Below are 15,552 nucleotides of genomic sequence, written 5' to 3' on the forward strand. Positions count from 1 at the left end.
GATGGGCCGGCGCGGTAAGGGCGCTCTTGAACATAACATAAGTTATGTTATGACGCAGGCAAGGGAGACGATCATGCTTCATTCGAACGATGCCACGGTCTGGAACGGCTGGGCGGACGCCGCTTCCCTGCGGCTGGCCGAGCGGGCGCCGGAGGCCGAGGCCTTGCGCTCGGTTCCAGAGGCGACGGTGCGGGAAGCGGCCGAGGCCGGCTATTTCCACCTGCTGGCCCCGACCACGGCGGGCGGGGCGGGGGCGTCGATGGCGACCTTCCTGGAGGTCGGGCGGCGGCTGGCGCGCGGCTGTCCGTCCAGCGCCTGGACGCTGTCGTTCCTGGCCATGCACGCCTGGCTGCTGTGTCGCTTCGGGCCCGAGCTCCAGGCGGAGCTGTTCCGGGACGGCGCCATGCCGCTGGCCCCCGCGCCCCTGGCCCCGACCGGGCGGGCCGAGGCGGTCGAGGGCGGCTACCGGATCAGCGGCCGCTGGGAGTGGGCGACGGGCGTCAACCATTCTGACTGGGTGATGGTCAACGCCATGGAAGGGATGATGCCGCGCTTTTGCGTGCTGCCGCTGTCCGAAGTGGTGGTGGAGGACGTCTGGCGCACGGCCGGGATGGCGGCGACCGGCAGCAATACGGTGACGGCGACCGACCTGTTCGTGCCGGCCCATCGGACCCTGTCCGGTCTGCAGATGAAGTTCGGGCCGATGCCGGGACTGGCGTTGCACCCGGGGACGTCGGTGGGCTGGGCGATGTCGCCGGCCCTGGCCCTGGTGGCGGCGGCCCCGGCGCTGGGGGCGGCCGAGGGGGCGCTGGCTGTCTTCACGGCGCGGATGAAGGCCAAGACCCAGGCCTATACGGCCGGGGCCAAACAGAGCGACGCGCCGGCGACGCATCTGCGGCTGGGTGAGGCGATGGCCAGCGTGCGGGCGGCGGCGCTGGTCTGGGAGGACGCGGTGGCGCTGTACGAGCGCGAAGGGCCGGCCGGGGCGGCGATCAGCGTCGATACGTTGGCGGCGGTGCGGCTGGCGGCGGCCCATACGGTGCGGCTGGCGGGCCAGGCGGTGGACACCATGTGCGCGGCGGCCGGGGCCAGTTCGGGCTTCCTGACCTCGCCGTTGCAGCGGCATCTGCGCGACGTGCAGATGATCCGGGGGCATGTGGTGTTCGACTGGGACCGGGCGACGCAGATCGGCGGGCGGGTGGCGCTGGGCTTCGAGCCTGCGCCGGCGGATTTGCTTTAGTGCAGCAACCTCCCTCCCCGAATTGGGGAGGGTGGCGCGAAGCGCCGGGTGGGGCAGTGGGTCACCGGCCCCCACCGGTCAGGCTTCTCAGCGCATGGTCTTAAAGGTCTCGAACCGACTTCCCCACCCGACGCGCGTAACCGCGCGTCTGCCCTCCCCATTCGGGGAGGGAGGTCAGAACAGCGACGTCCAGGCGGTTCCGGCGATCGCCGCATCGACCTGCGCCTTCGACCCCGCCGGCAGCGCCGCATATTCCTCGCGCAGCCAGCCGAGGCATTTGGCCTGGTAGGGGAAGGCGTTCTGCACCCAGGCGCGGCCGTCGATCTGCGTCTCGACCATCTTCTCGCCGGCCATCACCGCCCTGGCGTTGGCGATAAGCAGGGGGGCGTAGACGCGGCCCATCTCGGCCAGCAGGGCCTTCAGGGTCGGCGATGGCGCGCCGGCGTCGATCATCGGGCCGGGCTCGAGGCCGGACAGGTCCTCGACCATGCCGATCCAGCCCATCACCCGGTGGCCCTTCGCCTGCGCGATTCCGGTCGGGGTAGGGTCGACGCCGGCCAGCTGGGTCAGCTGGCCGAACAGGCCGAAGTCGCCGCCGCCCGGCGCGCCGCCGAGCATGAAGGGCGAGGTCGCCAGGTGGGTCTCCAGCGCTTCCAGCAGGCGGACATAGCTGTCCTCGATGACCGGGCCGGTGGTCGGGTTGGAGCCGACATAGGCCAGCCGGCCGATCTGGCGCTCGCTGATGTAGCTGGCCATCGACTGCAGGGTCGTCTCGTCGAGCGGGGCCGGACCCCAGCTGGGCAGCAGCCGGCCGGCGAAGGTCGCGTCGGCCTCATGGGCCCAGCGGTAGTGGAACATGCATTTGGTCAGCCATTCGTCGGCATAGTCCTCGATCAGGCTGTCGAGGAAGGCCACCGCCGGGTCGGCCGGGCGAACGGCGCGGCCTGGGATTTCGGCGTCGAAGCGGCGGATCAGCGGAGTGGAGTCGGTGACCGCCTGGCCGCCGATGTAGAAGGTCGGCAGCAGGGGGACCTTGGCGACCGGATAGCCGGCCGGCTCGCGGCCCCGGAAGTAGAGCCGGTAGGGGATGCGCCGATAGCGCAGCACCGCCAGCATCTTGCGGGTGTAGGGCGAGCCCGGCGCGCCGGACAGTTCGAGGGGCGTTTCCAAGGTCATGACATTCACCGTGCCAATTGTTTGCGGGCACGATGACGCCGGTTCAGCCCGCGCGCAAGTCCTCGGCGACGCCGCGCATCCAGGCGGCCAGATTTTCCTTGGCGTCCAACGGCGTGCGGCCGTGGCGGACCAGGACGACGTCGAGGTCGGGGATGCACAGGGTGTACTGCCCCTCATAGCCATTGGCGCTGAAGCTGCCCTCGCCGCCAAGGCCCAGCCACCATTGGGCGCCGTATCCCAGCTCTTCGGTCGTCGGCACGGGCGTGGGGGTGCGGGCGTAGTCGACCCAGGCGGCGGGGAGCAGCTGCCTGTCTTCCCAGACGCCGCCGCGCAGGTAGAGCAGGCCGAAGCGGGCGAAGTCGCGGGCCGTGCAGAAGCAGTAGGACGAGCCGATGAAGGTTCCGGCGGCGTCGAACTTCGGGATCGGGCTGGTCATGCCGAGCGGGTCGAACAGGGCGCGGCGCATATGGGCCTCGAAGGCCTCGCCCTTCAGGCCCAGCGTGCGCTGGAGGATGTTGCAGATGATGTTGGTCGTGCCGCTGGCGTAGGACCAGTGGGTGTCCGGCGCATGCTCCAGCGGCTGGGCGATGGCGTAGGCGGCGACGTCCTCCTTGCCCGAGCCGAACAGCATCTCGATGACGTCGGAAACGCTGCCCGGCACATAGTCCTCGACGAACTTCAGCCCGCTGGACATGCGCAGCAGGTGGTCGAGGGTGATGGCGCTGCGCTCGTCGTCTCTCCAGGCGGGCATGTCGGCGGGGGCGTGGATGTCGAGCTTTCCTTGCGCGACCGCCAGGCCGACGAGGGCCTGGGTGACGCTCTTGGCCTTGGACCAGGAGGGAAAGCGGCTCTGCTGGTCGAGCTCCGGACCGTAGCGCTCGTAACGGACGGCGCCGCCCTGGATGATCAGCACCGCATCGGTGATGCCAAGGCTCTCGTCGGCGAAGGCGGCGTCGAGGCGGGCGGCCAGCGCGGCCGGCAGGCTGGCGCCGGTCGGCCAGTCGGTGGTGGGCCAGGGGGCGCCAGCGGGCTGGGCGGGGAGCGGGGGCAGGGCGGTCATCAGCTGACCTTCGCGGTCTTGTTCTGGAAGGCGGCGATCCGCGCCTCCATGTCCGGCCCCCGGCCTTCGCCACGGAACACCTCATGGGCCAGGCCGACGCTCTGCGGCAGGCCGTCGGTGTCCATCAGCAGTTTCTTGTTGGCCGCATGGCTGAAGCTGCTGTTCGCCAGGATGCTGTCCGCCAGGGCGGCGAGGCCGCTCTCATAATCCTCATTGGCGACGCAGATATTGGCCAGGCCAATGCGCTCGGCTTCGCGGCCGCTGAAGGTGCGGCAGGTGAACATCATCTCGCGGGCCTTGTAGGTCCCCACCCGGCGCGGCAGCCGCTGGCTGAGGCCCCAGACGGGGGTCAGAGCCCATTTGGCGTGGGTGTCGCCGAACTTCGCCGCTTCCGAAGCGAAGATGATGTCGCCGGCCAGGGCCAGTTCCAGCGCGCCGGTGTAGCAGTGGCCGTGCACGGCGGTGATCACCGGCAGGGGCAGGTCGGCCAGCCGCTCGATGACGCTGGCCTGGAAGTTGGGTCGGGGCAGCTTTTCGCCGACGGCGATATCGCCGAGGTCATGGCCGGCGGAGAAGCATTTGCCGGCCCCGCGCAGGATGACGAGGCGGGCGGTCCTGTCGGCTTCGATGGCGGCGACATGGTCGTCGAGCGCCTTGAACAGCGGCACGTTCAGCGCGTTCAGCTTGTCCGGCCGATTGAGCGTCAGGGTCACCGCCCCGTCGCGGTCCTCGCGCAGCACCAGATCGCCCATGACGTCCTCCCTGATTTTCGGGGGAGACTAACAGAGCGACGCGGGGGAAGGACAAGCGCCGTCAATCCGGCTACATCCCGCTCATGAGCGAGAAAGACCCCTACGAAGGCGTGACCTGGGACCTGTCGAAGTCCCTGAGCTACGGCCAGTATCTGCAGCTGGACAAGGTGCTGGGCGCGCAAGGACCGCGCTCGGACGAGCACGACGAGCTGCTGTTCATCGTCATCCACCAGTCGAGCGAGCTGTGGATGAAGCTGTGCCTGCACGAGCTGCGCGGGGCGGCGGCCCATATCCGGGGCGACGACCTGGAGCCGGCCTTCAAGATGCTGAGCCGGGTCGGGCGCATCCAGACCCAGATGATCCAGGCCTGGGAAATTCTGGCGACCATGACGCCGTTTGACTACAGCCGCTTCCGCGATGCCCTGGGGACGAGCAGCGGCTTCCAATCCCATCAATACCGGCAGATCGAGTTCCTGCTGGGGGCCAAGAACGCCCGCACCCTGGAGGTGTTCGAGAGCGCGCCGGCGGTGCATGCGGAACTGGTCGAGGCCCTGGGGACGCCCAGCCTGTACGACGAGGCGCTGGCGCTGCTGGCGCGGAGGGGGTTCGCGATTCCCGCCGACTATCTGACGCGGGATTGGACCCAGGGGTACGAGGCGAGCGCAGAGGTCGAGGCGGCCTGGCTGGCGGTCTATCGCGACGCCGAGACTTACTGGGACCTCTATGAACTGGGCGAAAAGCTGGTCGATATCGAGTACCGGCTGCAGCAGTGGCGGTTCGCGCACATGAAGACGGTGGAGCGCATCATCGGCTTCAAGCGCGGCACGGGCGGCTCGGCCGGCGTGGCCTATCTGGTCAAGGCCCTGGAGCGGCCGTTCTTCCCGGAATTGCTCAGTCTACGGACGGTGATCTAGAGGGGGTGCTCGTCGTCGAGCATCGCCGCCAAGGCTGCGGTCATCTGCTCTGATCCATCCCGCAACTGCCAGCAAGCGGCGATGTCGCGCTGCGCCGCCCAGACCATCCCCGTTTCCGGCCCCAGCACCATAAGCACCGTACACAGAGCATCGGCGTCCATGCAGGTCTCCGCCAGCACGCTGACCGAGGCGGCGGCGGCCCCGACGGGCGCTCCGGTGCGGGGATCGATCGTGTGGGAACGGCGGCGGCCGCTGTCCATGCGGAAGCGGCGGTAGTCGCCGCTGGTGGCCAGGGACAGGCCGTGCAGGGCGATGACGATCGGTTCGGCGACGGTGAGGCCGGGGGGCGTCTCGATGGTGACCCACCAGGGCTGGCCGTCGGGACGGACGCCCTCGCCGCGCAGTTCGCCGCCGATCTCGACCAGGGCGTGGCGAACGCCGAGGGCCTGCAGGGCGCGCATCACCGCATCGACGCCAAAGCCCTTGGCGATGCCGGAAAGATCGAGGTCGAGGCCGCCGGGCTGGAGAAGCGCCCCGCCGCGGCGCTGAAGCCGGGCCCAGCCGCACTGCGACCACAGGCCGTCCAGTTCCTGCCCGGCCGGCGGCGCATCGCGCGCCCCGGCGGGGCCGAAGCCCCAGAGGTCGGTAAGGCGGCCGACGGTAGGGTCGAAGGCGCCGTCGCTCTCCCGGGCCCAATGCAGGGCGCCGTCGATGACGGCGGCGAAGTCGGCGGGCAGGTCGTGCCAACTGCCCGGATCGGCGCGGTTGAACCGGCAAAGGTCGGAGCCGGGCTCCCAGCCGCTCATCTGCAGGACCACGGCGTTGGCCGCGCCCTGCGCCGCGACCCGCAGGTCCTCGACCGACACGCCGGGCGGCGGGCAGGCCTGCACGGTCCAGCTGACCCCCATGGTCGGACCGGTCAGCTTGAGGATCGGCCCCGAGGGCGGATCGCCGGCGCTGGCATCCAGCGTCGGCGGGATGACGACCCGGTTCAGCGCTAGTCCTTGAGGACTTCGAACGTCGCCACATAGCCGGCGGTGTGTTCGACCCCGTCGGCGCCGGCCGGGGCCCTGACCGTGGCTTCCAGCCAGTAGAAGCCGGCCTTGGGCCAGGTGACGCTGAACTTGCCGGCCGCGTCGGTGGTCGTCTTCATCTCGCCGCGCTCGTCGTTGAAGCGGGTGCCGCCCGGCTCGACGGTGACCTCGACATTGGCGGCGGGCTTGCCGTCGAGCAGCAGGCCGAAGGTGGCCTTGTCGCCGGCCACCACGTCGTTGGGGTGGGTGACGGCGACCAGCTCCAGGCCCTTGCCCGTGGGCTTGAGGGCGTCGGTGGTCGGGGCGCCGGAGGTGACGAAGACCTCGACGCGGCGGTCGCTGATCGTCTTTTTCACCTCGGTGGCGTCAGCGGGGATGTTGGCCGCCGCGTCGGCCGGGGCGCCGCGCCAGCGCTTCTGTTCCCCGCCGACCTTGTAGCTGACCATCATGCCGCCCGAGACGGAGGCGACGCGGTAGGTGCCCGGCTTGCTCAGCTGGATGTCGAACACGGAGCGGTATTTGCCGGTGAACTTGTTCTGGGCCTCGACCGGCGCGCCGTCGGGACCGGTGATGACCAGGTTGTCCAGCCGCATCGGCATGTGCTCGAAGACGAACAGGTCGTTGGACACCGCCGCATCGACGCTGACCCAGGGGGCGTCGCCCGACAGGTTGGTCATCGAGGGCAGCATCCACTGGCGGTGGGCGCTGGCCGAGCCGGCGGCGGCGAGGGCGGCGGCGAAGGCCAGGGTGGCGAACAGGGGTTTCTTCATGATCTTCGCTCTCGCTACTTGAGGGTCAGGGTGATGGCGCCCAGTTCGCTGGCGCCCTTGGCCGATCCGCCCTTGCCGGTCTTGCCGGTCCAGGTGAAGGGGATCTTGACGACCTCGCGGCCGCCGACTTCCCGCGCTGCTTCGACCACCAGGCTGTAGGACCCCGGCTTGAGGTCGGCCAGGCGGGCGGCTGGCACGACCAGCTGCTGCTTGCCGGGGGCCTTGGTCGGGCTGCTGACGGCGTTGATGGCGCCCTTGTCGAGGCTGCGGCCGGTGCGGCGCCACCACTGGCGCATGTCCTTCAGCCAGGTGGCCCCTTCGCCTTTGGGATTTTTGGTGTCGTACCAGACGGCCAGGGTCTTCACCGCCGCCTCGTCGGGGGTCTCGATCCAGATCGCGACGTAGGGGCGGTGGTACTCGGCCACCGTCATCTTGGGGATCTCGACCCCGACGGTGAGGTCGGCGGCCAGGGCCGGCGTGGCGAGGCCGGCGAGGAGGGCGGCGGGCAGGATGATACGCATGACAGGCCTTACGGGATGAAATGGAGCGCGAGGACAAGGGGGATGAACAGACCGAGCCCCACGTACCACCAGGTGGTCTTGCGGGCGTGGGCGTGCATCCACAGCAGGATCAGACCGGTGACGCAGAAGACGATGCAGCCGGCTGCGAAGATGTCGAGAAACCAGGCCCACACCGGCCCGGTGTTGCGGCCCTTGTGCAGGTCGTTGAGGTAGGAAATCCAGCCTCGGCTGGTCAGCTCGGCCTCGGCGGCGCCGGTCTGCGTATCGATGGTGACCCAGCCGTCGCCGCCCGGGCGGGGCAGGGCGACATAGGCCTCGCCGTCCGACCATTCGATGGCCGCCGCCTTCGGGGCCTCGATCTTGAGCTCCTTGAGCAGCCAGGCCCGGGCGGCGTCGGGCAGCGGCCCCCTGGCCTTCTCGGCGGTTTGAAGCGCGGCGATCACCGCGGCCGGGGCGGTGGCCTCGCGGTTGGCGGTGACCGGCTTGGCCTCGATCTGCCGGGCGTGGTTCAGGGTGATGCCGGTGACGGCGAACAGGATGATGCCGACCAGACAGATGGCGGCGCTGATCCAGTGCCAGCGCACCGTCTCGCGCAGAAACCCGGCCCGCGCCTGAGCCCGCTTCTTCGCCCTGGCCTTGGCGGCCAGCTTCGCCTCGTCGCTCGACCCGTCCATGCTCACGGACGACCCCGCCCCATTCCTGGCAGGCTAGGGGGACGGGTCGAAAGGGGCGGCGGAAAAATCATGACGGGGAGGCGGACCGCAAATATTGAGAATGGCTCGCAAATAACAGACCTGACGGCGAGGGCAAGTGAGAATCCCTTGCAAACTCTTGGACGGCGCAGGGACGGGACCCGCCGGTAACGCGGCCGAAACGGTTGTTCGTCTAGGGTTCGGCCATGGACGGAGCGCTGCCTGATCCCCTCGAAGGGCTGTGTGTGATGGTGGTCGATGACCACCACAGCACCCGTCGGCTCGTGGCCGATGTTCTGAGGGCCGGCGGCGTCGATCGGGTGGTCACCGCCGAGAGCGGGTCCGAAGCGCTCGGCATGATGGCCGGGACACGGCCGGACGTGATCATCACCGACTGGCTGATGCCGGTGATGGACGGCCTGGCCTTCACCCGGGCGGTGCGCCAGGCGGCGATTACCGAAGACCCGCGCATTCCTGACCCGCGCCTGCCGATCATCATGCTGACCACCGAGCGCACCCGGCGCGATGTCGAGGTGGCCCGCGCCGCCGGCGCCGACGCCTTCCTGGTCAAGCCGTTCACGCCGGCCCGGGTGCTGGAACGGGTGGCGACGGTGCGCCAGCGCGAGATCGATTTCGTCATCTCGACCGGCTACGTCGGGCCCGATCGCCGCCAGGGGCGCGAAGACAACGAAGACTACACCGGACCCCTGCGCCGGCGAGGCGACGCCGCCCAGTCGGTGGATGTCGCCGCCCGCGCGGCGTTGTGCGCCCAGATCCTCGACGAGATGGCCACCTTCCAGCGGCTGATCGAAGGGCGCGGCGGTCTTGATCACCTGCTGCGCCAGATGGCCTGCCGGGTGATGCACGCCCTGCGCCAGCGGGCCAGCGAGGTCGGAGACCGGGTGCTGACCCGCGCCGCCGCCAGCCTGGCCCGTTATGTCTCGGCGGTCGGCGGGGCCGGCAAGGCCGACCCGGAGGTGGTGCAGATCCACCTCGACACCCTGCGCGCCCTGGCCTGTCTGCCGATCAGCGACGTGAAGGGCAGTAGCCTGATCACCCGCCAGCTCTACCGGGCGGTGTCGCTGCGGATCGAGAGCCACCTGGCCGGGCTGACCATCGACTACGGGCCGGTCAAGGCGGCCGGCCAACGGTTGGCCATCCTCGACGTCTGAGCATTGCGGCGGATCGCCATGGGCCTATATGCGTCACCCATGGCCGAAGCCTTCAACGACCTTACCCTCTCCGCCGACAAGGCCGCCCGCTATGCCGAGGTGGCCGTGGAGATCGCCTCCGTGCTGGACGGCGAGCCGAACCTGACCGCCCGGATGGCGACGGTGGCCTCGATGCTGGCCAACAGCTTCGACCACTATTTCTGGACCGGCTTCTACGTCGTCGATCCGACGCGAGAGCGGGAACTGGTGGTGGGCCCTTATCAGGGCACGCTCGGCTGCCTGCGGATCGCCTATGGTCGCGGCGTCTGCGGGGCGGCGGCGGAGACGGGCGAGACCCAGCTGGTCGAGGATGTGCACGCCTTTCCGGGCCACATCGCCTGCGATGCCAACAGCCAGAGCGAGATCGTCGTGCCGGTGAAGGACGCGGCGGGCAGGCTGCTGGCGGTGTTCGACGTCGACAGCGACCGGCCGGCGGCCTTCGACGCGGTGGACCAGGCGGGCATCGAGAAGATTCTCGCGCAGACGTTTGCCTGACCTCCCCAGTCGGGGAGGGAGGTCCACGATTCCTCAACTCGCCGTGCCTATCCTCCAGGCATGACAGCCAGCGTCAGCCTGATTGTTCCGACCCAACGCCGCCCGACCGGGCTGGCGACGGCTTTACGCTCGCTGGTCTGCCAGACCGGCGTCGATCCGGCGCAATTGGAATTGGTCGTCGCCGACAATGACGCCGTCCCGTCGGCCCAGGCCTTCGTCGAAGGCCTGATCGCTCCGTTCCCGGTCCGCTACGTCCACGAACCCCGCCCAGGCGTCGCCAACGTCCGCAACGCCGCGCTCGCCGTCGCCGCCGGCGAGCTGATCGCCTTCCTCGACGACGACGAGGAAGCCCCGCCGACCTGGCTGGCCGACCTCATCGCCGCGCAGACTGCGCTGAACGCCGACGCCGTCTTCGGCCCGGTTCGCGGGCGCGCGCCGGAAGGCGTGCGGCACCGGGCCTACCTGGAAGACTTCTTCTCCCGCCACGGCCCCGCTGACACCCGCCGGCTGGCCAGCTGGTACGGCTGCGGCAACAGCCTGATCCGCCGGTCGGCCATGCCGCATCCCACCGCCCCGTTCGATCCGTCGCGCAACGCCAGCGGCGGCGAGGACGACCTGCTGTTCGCCCGGATGGCCGCCGCCGGTGCGACCTTCGGCTGGGCCCACGCCGCCTTCGTCTGGGAAGATCCGGTCCCCTCGCGCCTGACCCTCGCCTACGCCCTGCGCCGCGCCTTCGCCTACGGCCAGGGGCCGAGCGAGCACTGCGCGGCCGAGAAGAACGTCGGCGGCATCGTGCGTTGGATGCTGGCCGGGCTGGTGCAGACCGCCCTGTGGACGCCGGTGGTGGCGATCAAATGGGCCCTGGTCGCCCCCGACCGGGCCATGCCGCTGGACCGGCTGATGCGCGGCCTCGGCAAGACCTTCTGGTTCCCGCCCTTCAGCCAGACCTTTTACGGCCGCCCTGCGTAAGGGAAGCCTTGCACCGCCTGCCTCGGCATTCCAGAAGGGGACGATGAGCCCGTCCCGCACCATCACCCTCGACGGCGACCTGATCGCCGACGCCCGGGCGCTCCGGGACGCCTTCGGCTGTTTCACCACCGGCGTCACCGTGGTCACCACCCGCGCCGCCGACGGCCGGCAGGTCGGCTTCACCGTCAACGCCTTCTCCTCGGTCAGCCTCGATCCGCCGCTGGCCCTGGTCTGCGTCGATCTCAAGGCGTCGAGCCTGCCGTTCCTGGAACAGGCCGGGAAGTTCTCGGTCAACGTCCTGCACGCCGACCAGGAGGACATGGCCCGCCGCTTCACCGTGAAGACGGCCGACCGGTTCGAGGGCCTGGAGTGCGAGACCTGGGACCACGGGGTGCCGATCCTGCCCGGCTGCATGGCCAACTTCGAGCTGGAAACGGTGCAGGTCATCGACGCCGGCGACCACCGCATCTTCATCGGCCGCATCCTCAAGGTGCGCTTCGATCCCGAACATGAGCCGCTGGTCTACTTGCGCGGTCAGTTCCGGCGGGTGCATACCGATTAGCAACCCTGCTGGCGACACCAAAAGTCGCGTCCCGCCTGACGTTGGGTCATACTTTTGCGCACCCGCGCCATCGCTTATCTTACCGTGAACGTAAACGACAACCTGTCGGGAGAGCCCCAATGGCCGAAGCCTATATCGTCGCCGCAAAACGTACCGCCGGAGGCCGCAAGGGCGGCCGTCTCGCCGGCTGGCACCCCGCCGACCTCGCCGCCCAGGTGCTGGAAGGCCTGATCAAGGATGTGGACGCCGATCCCGCCCTGATCGAGGACGTCATCATGGGCTGCGTCGGCCAGGCCGGTGAGCAGTCGGTCAACATCGCCCGCAACGCCATCCTCGCCTCGTCCCTGCCGGAAAGCGTGCCGGGCACCAGCGTCGACCGCCAGTGCGGCTCCTCGCAGCAGGCCATCCACTTCGCCGCTCAGGCGGTCATGTCGGGCGCGATGGACATCGTCATCGCCTCGGGCGTCGAGAGCATGAGCCGCGTGCCGATGGGCACCCCGGCTATCCTGGCCCTGAAGGCCGGCATGGGCAGCTACATGAGCCCCAACATCCAGGAGCGCTACCCGAACATCCAGTTCAGCCAGTTCGCCGGCGCCGAGATGATCGCCACCAAGTACGGCCTGACCAAGGACCAGCTGGACGAGTACGGCTACAACAGCCACCGCAAGGCGATCGAGGCCACCAAGGCTGGCAAGTTCGCCAATGAGATCGTGCCGGTGAAGATCAAGACGGCCGAAGGCGTCGAGGAAGAACACACCGTCGACGAGGGCATCCGCTTCGAGGCCAGCCTGGAAGCCATGCGCGGCGTCAAGCTGCTGCAGGAAGGCGGCGCCCTGACCGCCGCGACGTCCAGCCAGATCTGCGACGGCGCCTCGGGCGTGATCGTCGTCAACGAGAAGGGACTGAAACAACTGGGCGTCGAGCCGCTGGCCCGCATCCACCACATGACCGTCATCGGTCATGACCCGGTGATCATGCTCGAAGCCCCGATCCCGGCCACCCTGCGGGCGCTGGAAAAGAGCGGCCTGAAGATCGGCGACATCGACGCCTTCGAGGTCAACGAGGCCTTCGCTTCGGTCCCCGTCGCCTGGCTGCAGGCCACCGGCGCCGACCCGGACCGCCTGAACGTCAACGGCGGCGCGATCAGCCTGGGTCACCCGCTGGGCGGCTCGGGCGCGAAGCTGATGGCGACGCTGGTCAACGCCCTGATCGACCGCAAGGGCAAGTACGGCCTGCAGACGATGTGCGAGGGCGGTGGTCTCGCCAACGTGACGATCATCGAGCGGCTGTAGGCTTCAACTCGCTGAAATGTTTGAGGGCCGCCGGCGAAAGCCGGCGGCCCTTTTTCGTCTCTCCCCGAATTGGGGAGGGCAGGCCGAAGGCCGGGTGGGGAAGTGGGTCACCACAGCCGGCCGGTCAGGCTTCTCAGTACTTGAACTCGAAAGTCAGTGACCGACTTCCCCACCCGACGCGCGTAACCGCGCGTCTGCCCTCCCCAATTCGGGGAGGAAGGTCAGCGGGGCGTCACCCGCCAGATGATGTTGCCCACGTCGTCAGACACCAGCAGGCCGCCGGTCTTGTCCTCGACAATGGCCACCGGCCGGCCCTGCGCTTCCTTTTTTGCATTGAGGAAGCCGTCGAGCACGACCACCGGACCGCCCGAGGGATTACCCGCCACGAACGGCACGTAGATCACCCGGTAGCCGCTGGGCGGATCGCGGTTCCAGCTGCCGTGCTGGGCGACGAAGACCCCGCCGCGCCAGTTGGCGGGCAGCAGCGAGCCGCCGTAGAAGTGGATGCCGAGCGAGGCGGTGTGGGCGCCGAGGCCGTAGCTGGGCTTCAGGGCCTTGGCGACCATGGCGGGGTTAGCCGGCTTGACCCGGACATCGACGTTCTGGCCCCAGTAGCTCCAGGGCCAGCCGTAGAAGCCACCATCGCGGACCACGGTCATGTAGTCGGGCGGGGTGTCCTGCCCGATCATGTCGCGCTCGTTGACCGCCGCCCAGAGTTGGCCGGTGACCGGCTCCCAGGCCAGGCCGTTGGCGTTGCGCAGGCCGGAGGCGAACACGCGGCGGCCGGATCCGTCGGGGTTCATCTCCAGGATGGCGGCGCGGTCCTTTTCGACCGCCAGCCCTTCGTCGGCGATGTTGCTGCTCGACCCGACGCCGACCAGTAGCTTGGTCCCATCCTTCGAGGCGATGATGTTGCGGGCCCAGTGGCCGTTGGAGCCGGTGGCCGGCAGGTCGGCGATCTTCTTGCCGGCGCCGTCGATCTTCGTGGCCCCCTCGGCATAGTCGAACACGACCACGCTGTCGGTGTTGGCGACGAACAGCTGATTGCCGACCAGCACCATGCCGGACGGGGAGTTGAGGCCGGTGATGAAGGGGACCTTCAGCTCGGCGACGCCATCGCCGTCGGCATCGCGAAGCAGGGTGATGCGGTTGGGGCTGGGCACGCCGGCTCCGGCCTTTTTCATCATGTTCTTGGCGACCATGGCGGTCAGGCCCTTGCCCTCGCGCGGCGGGCTGTTGCTCTCGGAGACGAGGATGTCGCCGTTGGGCAGGGCGTAGAGCCAGCGGGGGTGTTCGAGACCCTCGGCGAAACGGGCGACCTTCAGGCCCTCGGCCGGGACGGGCGCAGCGTCCTTGGGCCAGCCAACCGCCTGGCGGGCGTTGATCGTCGGCAGCGGTGTGGATTTGGCCGCGGGCATCTTCGGGTTGGGGCCGTAGCCTTCCGATCCGTCGGAGGTGGTGGCTTTCTGGCAGGCGGAAAGAGCGACCAGGGCGAAGCCGGTCAGCAGCAGACGTTTCATGGAGGGCTCCCCGAATTTTGGAGAACCCTAGGTGGCTATCCCGCCGGCGTCACGCGCCAGATGACGTTGCCGACGTCGTCGGCCACCAGCAAGGCGCCGGCCTTGTCGACCGCGACGCCGACCGGGCGGCCCTTGGCCTGGACCTTGTCGTCCAGGAAGCCCGTCAGCACGTCCTGGGGCGGGCCGCTGGGCTTGCCGCCGGTGAAGGGGACGAAGACGACCTTGTAGCCGCTGACGGGGTCGCGGTTCCAGGAGCCGTGCTGGCCGATCAGGGCGCCGCCGCGATACTGCCCGAGCAGGTCGCCGCGATAGAAGGTAAGGCCGAGGGAGGCGGTGTGGGCGCCGAGCGCATAGTCGGGGGTCAGGGCGGCGGCGACCTTGGCCGGGTCCTGCGGTTTGACCCGGGAATCGACGCGGCCCCAGTAGCTGTAGGGCCAGCCGTAGAAGCCACCGTCCTTGACGCTGGTCATGTAGTCGGGAACGAGGTCGTGGCCGATCTCGTCGCGCTCGTTGACCGCCGTCCACAGCATCCCCGAGGTCGGCTCCCAGTCCATGCCGTTGGGATTGCGCAGGCCGGTGGCGAACAGGCGTTTCTGGCCGGTCGCCAGGTCGATTTCCCAGATGGCGGCGCGGCCCGCTTCCTTGTCGAGGCCGTTCTCGCCGACGTTGCTGTTGGAGCCGACGGTGGCGTAGAGCTTCGCGCCGTCCGGGCTGGCGATGATGTTCTTGGTCCAGTGGTGGTTGATCGGGCCGGCCGGCAGATCGGTGACCCTGGTCGGCGCGGCGGTGATGCTGGTGGCGCCTGGCGTGTAGGGGAAGCTGACCACGGCGTCGCTGTTGGCGACATAGAAGGTGTTTCCGACGAGGGCCATGCCGAACGGCGAGTTGAGGCCGGTCAGGAAGGCGGTCTTGGTCTCGGCCACGCCGTCGCCGTCGGCGTCCCGCAGGAGGCTGATGCGGTTGGCGGTCGGGGCGGCGGCGCCGGCGTTCTTCATCACCGCCTTCATCACCGCGCCCTTGATGCCCTTGCCGTCCTCGGGCTTGGGCGGGGCGTTGGTCTCGGCGACCAGGACGTCGCCATTGGGCAGGACGTAGAGCCAGCGGGGATGGTCGAGTCCGCCCGCGAAAGCCTCCACCTTGAGACCGGCGGCGGCGATCGGCTTGTCACCACCCGGCCAGCCGACCGCCTTGCGGGCGTTGATGGTCGGGATCAGGGCCTTCTGCGGTTCGACGATGGTCGGGGTAGGGCCGTAGGTCGCAGAGGCGGGCAGGCTGGTCTTGCCGGAACAGGCGGCGAGGGCGAGGAGCGAGGCGCCGAGCAGGGCGCGGGAAGGGGTGTTCACA

Annotated in this window: 16 protein-coding genes; 7 read left to right on the forward strand and 9 right to left on the reverse strand. The window is 69.3% G+C overall.

The annotated features are described in order from the left end of the window. The first annotated feature begins 73 nt into the window (after nt 1-73). Entirely contained in the window at nt 74-1,240 is a 1,167-nt protein-coding gene (locus O5I81_RS06305) for an acyl-CoA dehydrogenase family protein (RefSeq protein ID WP_271068103.1), read from the forward strand. Nucleotides 1,241-1,414: 174 nt separating this feature from the next. On the opposite strand, the gene O5I81_RS06310 is transcribed toward O5I81_RS06305, so the two are convergent. Genes O5I81_RS06310 through O5I81_RS06320 form a run of 3 tightly spaced genes read right to left on the reverse strand, consistent with a single transcriptional unit; the run spans nt 1,415 to nt 4,228 of the window. Beyond that, entirely contained in the window at nt 1,415-2,416 is a 1,002-nt protein-coding gene (locus O5I81_RS06310) for a glutathione S-transferase N-terminal domain-containing protein (RefSeq protein ID WP_271068104.1), read from the reverse strand. A 43-nt stretch (nt 2,417-2,459) separates the two neighbouring features. Then, the gene (locus O5I81_RS06315) at nt 2,460-3,476 is read right to left on the reverse strand and encodes a serine hydrolase (RefSeq protein ID WP_271068105.1); all 1,017 of its coding nucleotides are present in this window, start codon (nt 3,474-3,476) and stop codon (nt 2,460-2,462) included. Then, nucleotides 3,476-4,228, reverse strand: coding sequence for an enoyl-CoA hydratase/isomerase family protein (locus tag O5I81_RS06320; protein WP_271068106.1), 753 nt, complete (start codon nt 4,226-4,228; stop codon nt 3,476-3,478). The genes O5I81_RS06315 and O5I81_RS06320 overlap by 1 nt, the downstream gene beginning before the upstream one ends. Nucleotides 4,229-4,350: 122 nt before the next feature. Between O5I81_RS06320 and kynA the strand changes: the two genes are divergently transcribed. Further along, nucleotides 4,351-5,142, forward strand: coding sequence for a tryptophan 2,3-dioxygenase (gene kynA / locus O5I81_RS06325; RefSeq protein WP_271068994.1), 792 nt, complete (start codon nt 4,351-4,353; stop codon nt 5,140-5,142). Here kynA and O5I81_RS06330 read toward each other — a convergent pair. From O5I81_RS06330 to O5I81_RS06345, 4 genes are all read right to left on the reverse strand, one after another. After that, on the reverse strand, nt 5,139-6,050 hold the full coding sequence (locus tag O5I81_RS06330) for an FAD:protein FMN transferase (RefSeq protein ID WP_271068107.1): 912 nt from the start codon (nt 6,048-6,050) through the stop codon (nt 5,139-5,141). The genes kynA and O5I81_RS06330 overlap by 4 nt on opposite strands. Nucleotides 6,051-6,139: 89 nt before the next feature. Beyond that, nucleotides 6,140-6,946 (reverse strand): DUF4198 domain-containing protein, encoded by an 807-nt coding sequence (locus O5I81_RS06335; RefSeq protein ID WP_271068108.1) that lies wholly within the window; start codon nt 6,944-6,946, stop codon nt 6,140-6,142. A gap of 14 nt (nt 6,947-6,960) precedes the next feature. Beyond that, nucleotides 6,961-7,467, reverse strand: coding sequence for a DUF2271 domain-containing protein (locus O5I81_RS06340; RefSeq protein ID WP_271068109.1), 507 nt, complete (start codon nt 7,465-7,467; stop codon nt 6,961-6,963). Nucleotides 7,468-7,475: 8 nt separating this feature from the next. After that, nucleotides 7,476-8,141 (reverse strand): PepSY-associated TM helix domain-containing protein, encoded by a 666-nt coding sequence (locus O5I81_RS06345; protein WP_271068995.1) that lies wholly within the window; start codon nt 8,139-8,141, stop codon nt 7,476-7,478. Nucleotides 8,142-8,365: 224 nt separating this feature from the next. Between O5I81_RS06345 and O5I81_RS06350 the strand changes: the two genes are divergently transcribed. The 5 genes from O5I81_RS06350 (at nt 8,366) to O5I81_RS06370 (ending at nt 12,688) form a co-directional block, all read left to right on the forward strand. Further along, nucleotides 8,366-9,331, forward strand: coding sequence for a response regulator (locus O5I81_RS06350; protein WP_271068110.1), 966 nt, complete (start codon nt 8,366-8,368; stop codon nt 9,329-9,331). Between the two features lie 39 nt (nt 9,332-9,370). Then, nucleotides 9,371-9,865 (forward strand): GAF domain-containing protein, encoded by a 495-nt coding sequence (locus tag O5I81_RS06355; RefSeq protein WP_271068111.1) that lies wholly within the window; start codon nt 9,371-9,373, stop codon nt 9,863-9,865. 60 nt (nt 9,866-9,925) lie between these two features. Further along, a complete protein-coding gene (locus O5I81_RS06360) occupies nt 9,926-10,834 on the forward strand; it encodes a glycosyltransferase family 2 protein (RefSeq protein ID WP_271068112.1) in 909 nt (302 codons plus the stop codon). Nucleotides 10,835-10,877: 43 nt separating this feature from the next. Next, complete coding sequence (locus tag O5I81_RS06365) at nt 10,878-11,396, forward strand: flavin reductase family protein (RefSeq protein ID WP_271068113.1); 519 nt, start codon at nt 10,878-10,880, stop codon at nt 11,394-11,396. A gap of 119 nt (nt 11,397-11,515) precedes the next feature. Further along, nucleotides 11,516-12,688: an acetyl-CoA C-acetyltransferase gene (locus O5I81_RS06370; RefSeq protein WP_271068114.1), complete on the forward strand. Its 1,173-nt coding sequence runs from the start codon at nt 11,516-11,518 to the stop codon at nt 12,686-12,688. Between the two features lie 221 nt (nt 12,689-12,909). On the opposite strand, the gene O5I81_RS06375 is transcribed toward O5I81_RS06370, so the two are convergent. Further along, nucleotides 12,910-14,208 carry a sorbosone dehydrogenase family protein gene (locus tag O5I81_RS06375; protein WP_271068115.1) on the reverse strand — a complete coding sequence of 433 codons (1,299 nt, stop codon included), beginning with the start codon at nt 14,206-14,208 and terminating at the stop codon, nt 12,910-12,912. Nucleotides 14,209-14,243: 35 nt separating this feature from the next. Continuing rightward, nucleotides 14,244-15,551 (reverse strand): sorbosone dehydrogenase family protein, encoded by a 1,308-nt coding sequence (locus O5I81_RS06380; protein WP_271068116.1) that lies wholly within the window; start codon nt 15,549-15,551, stop codon nt 14,244-14,246. Between the last annotated feature and the right edge of the window lies 1 nt (nt 15,552).

Source organism: Caulobacter sp. NIBR1757 (assembly GCF_027912495.1).
Classification (GTDB): Bacteria; Pseudomonadota; Alphaproteobacteria; order Caulobacterales; family Caulobacteraceae; genus Caulobacter.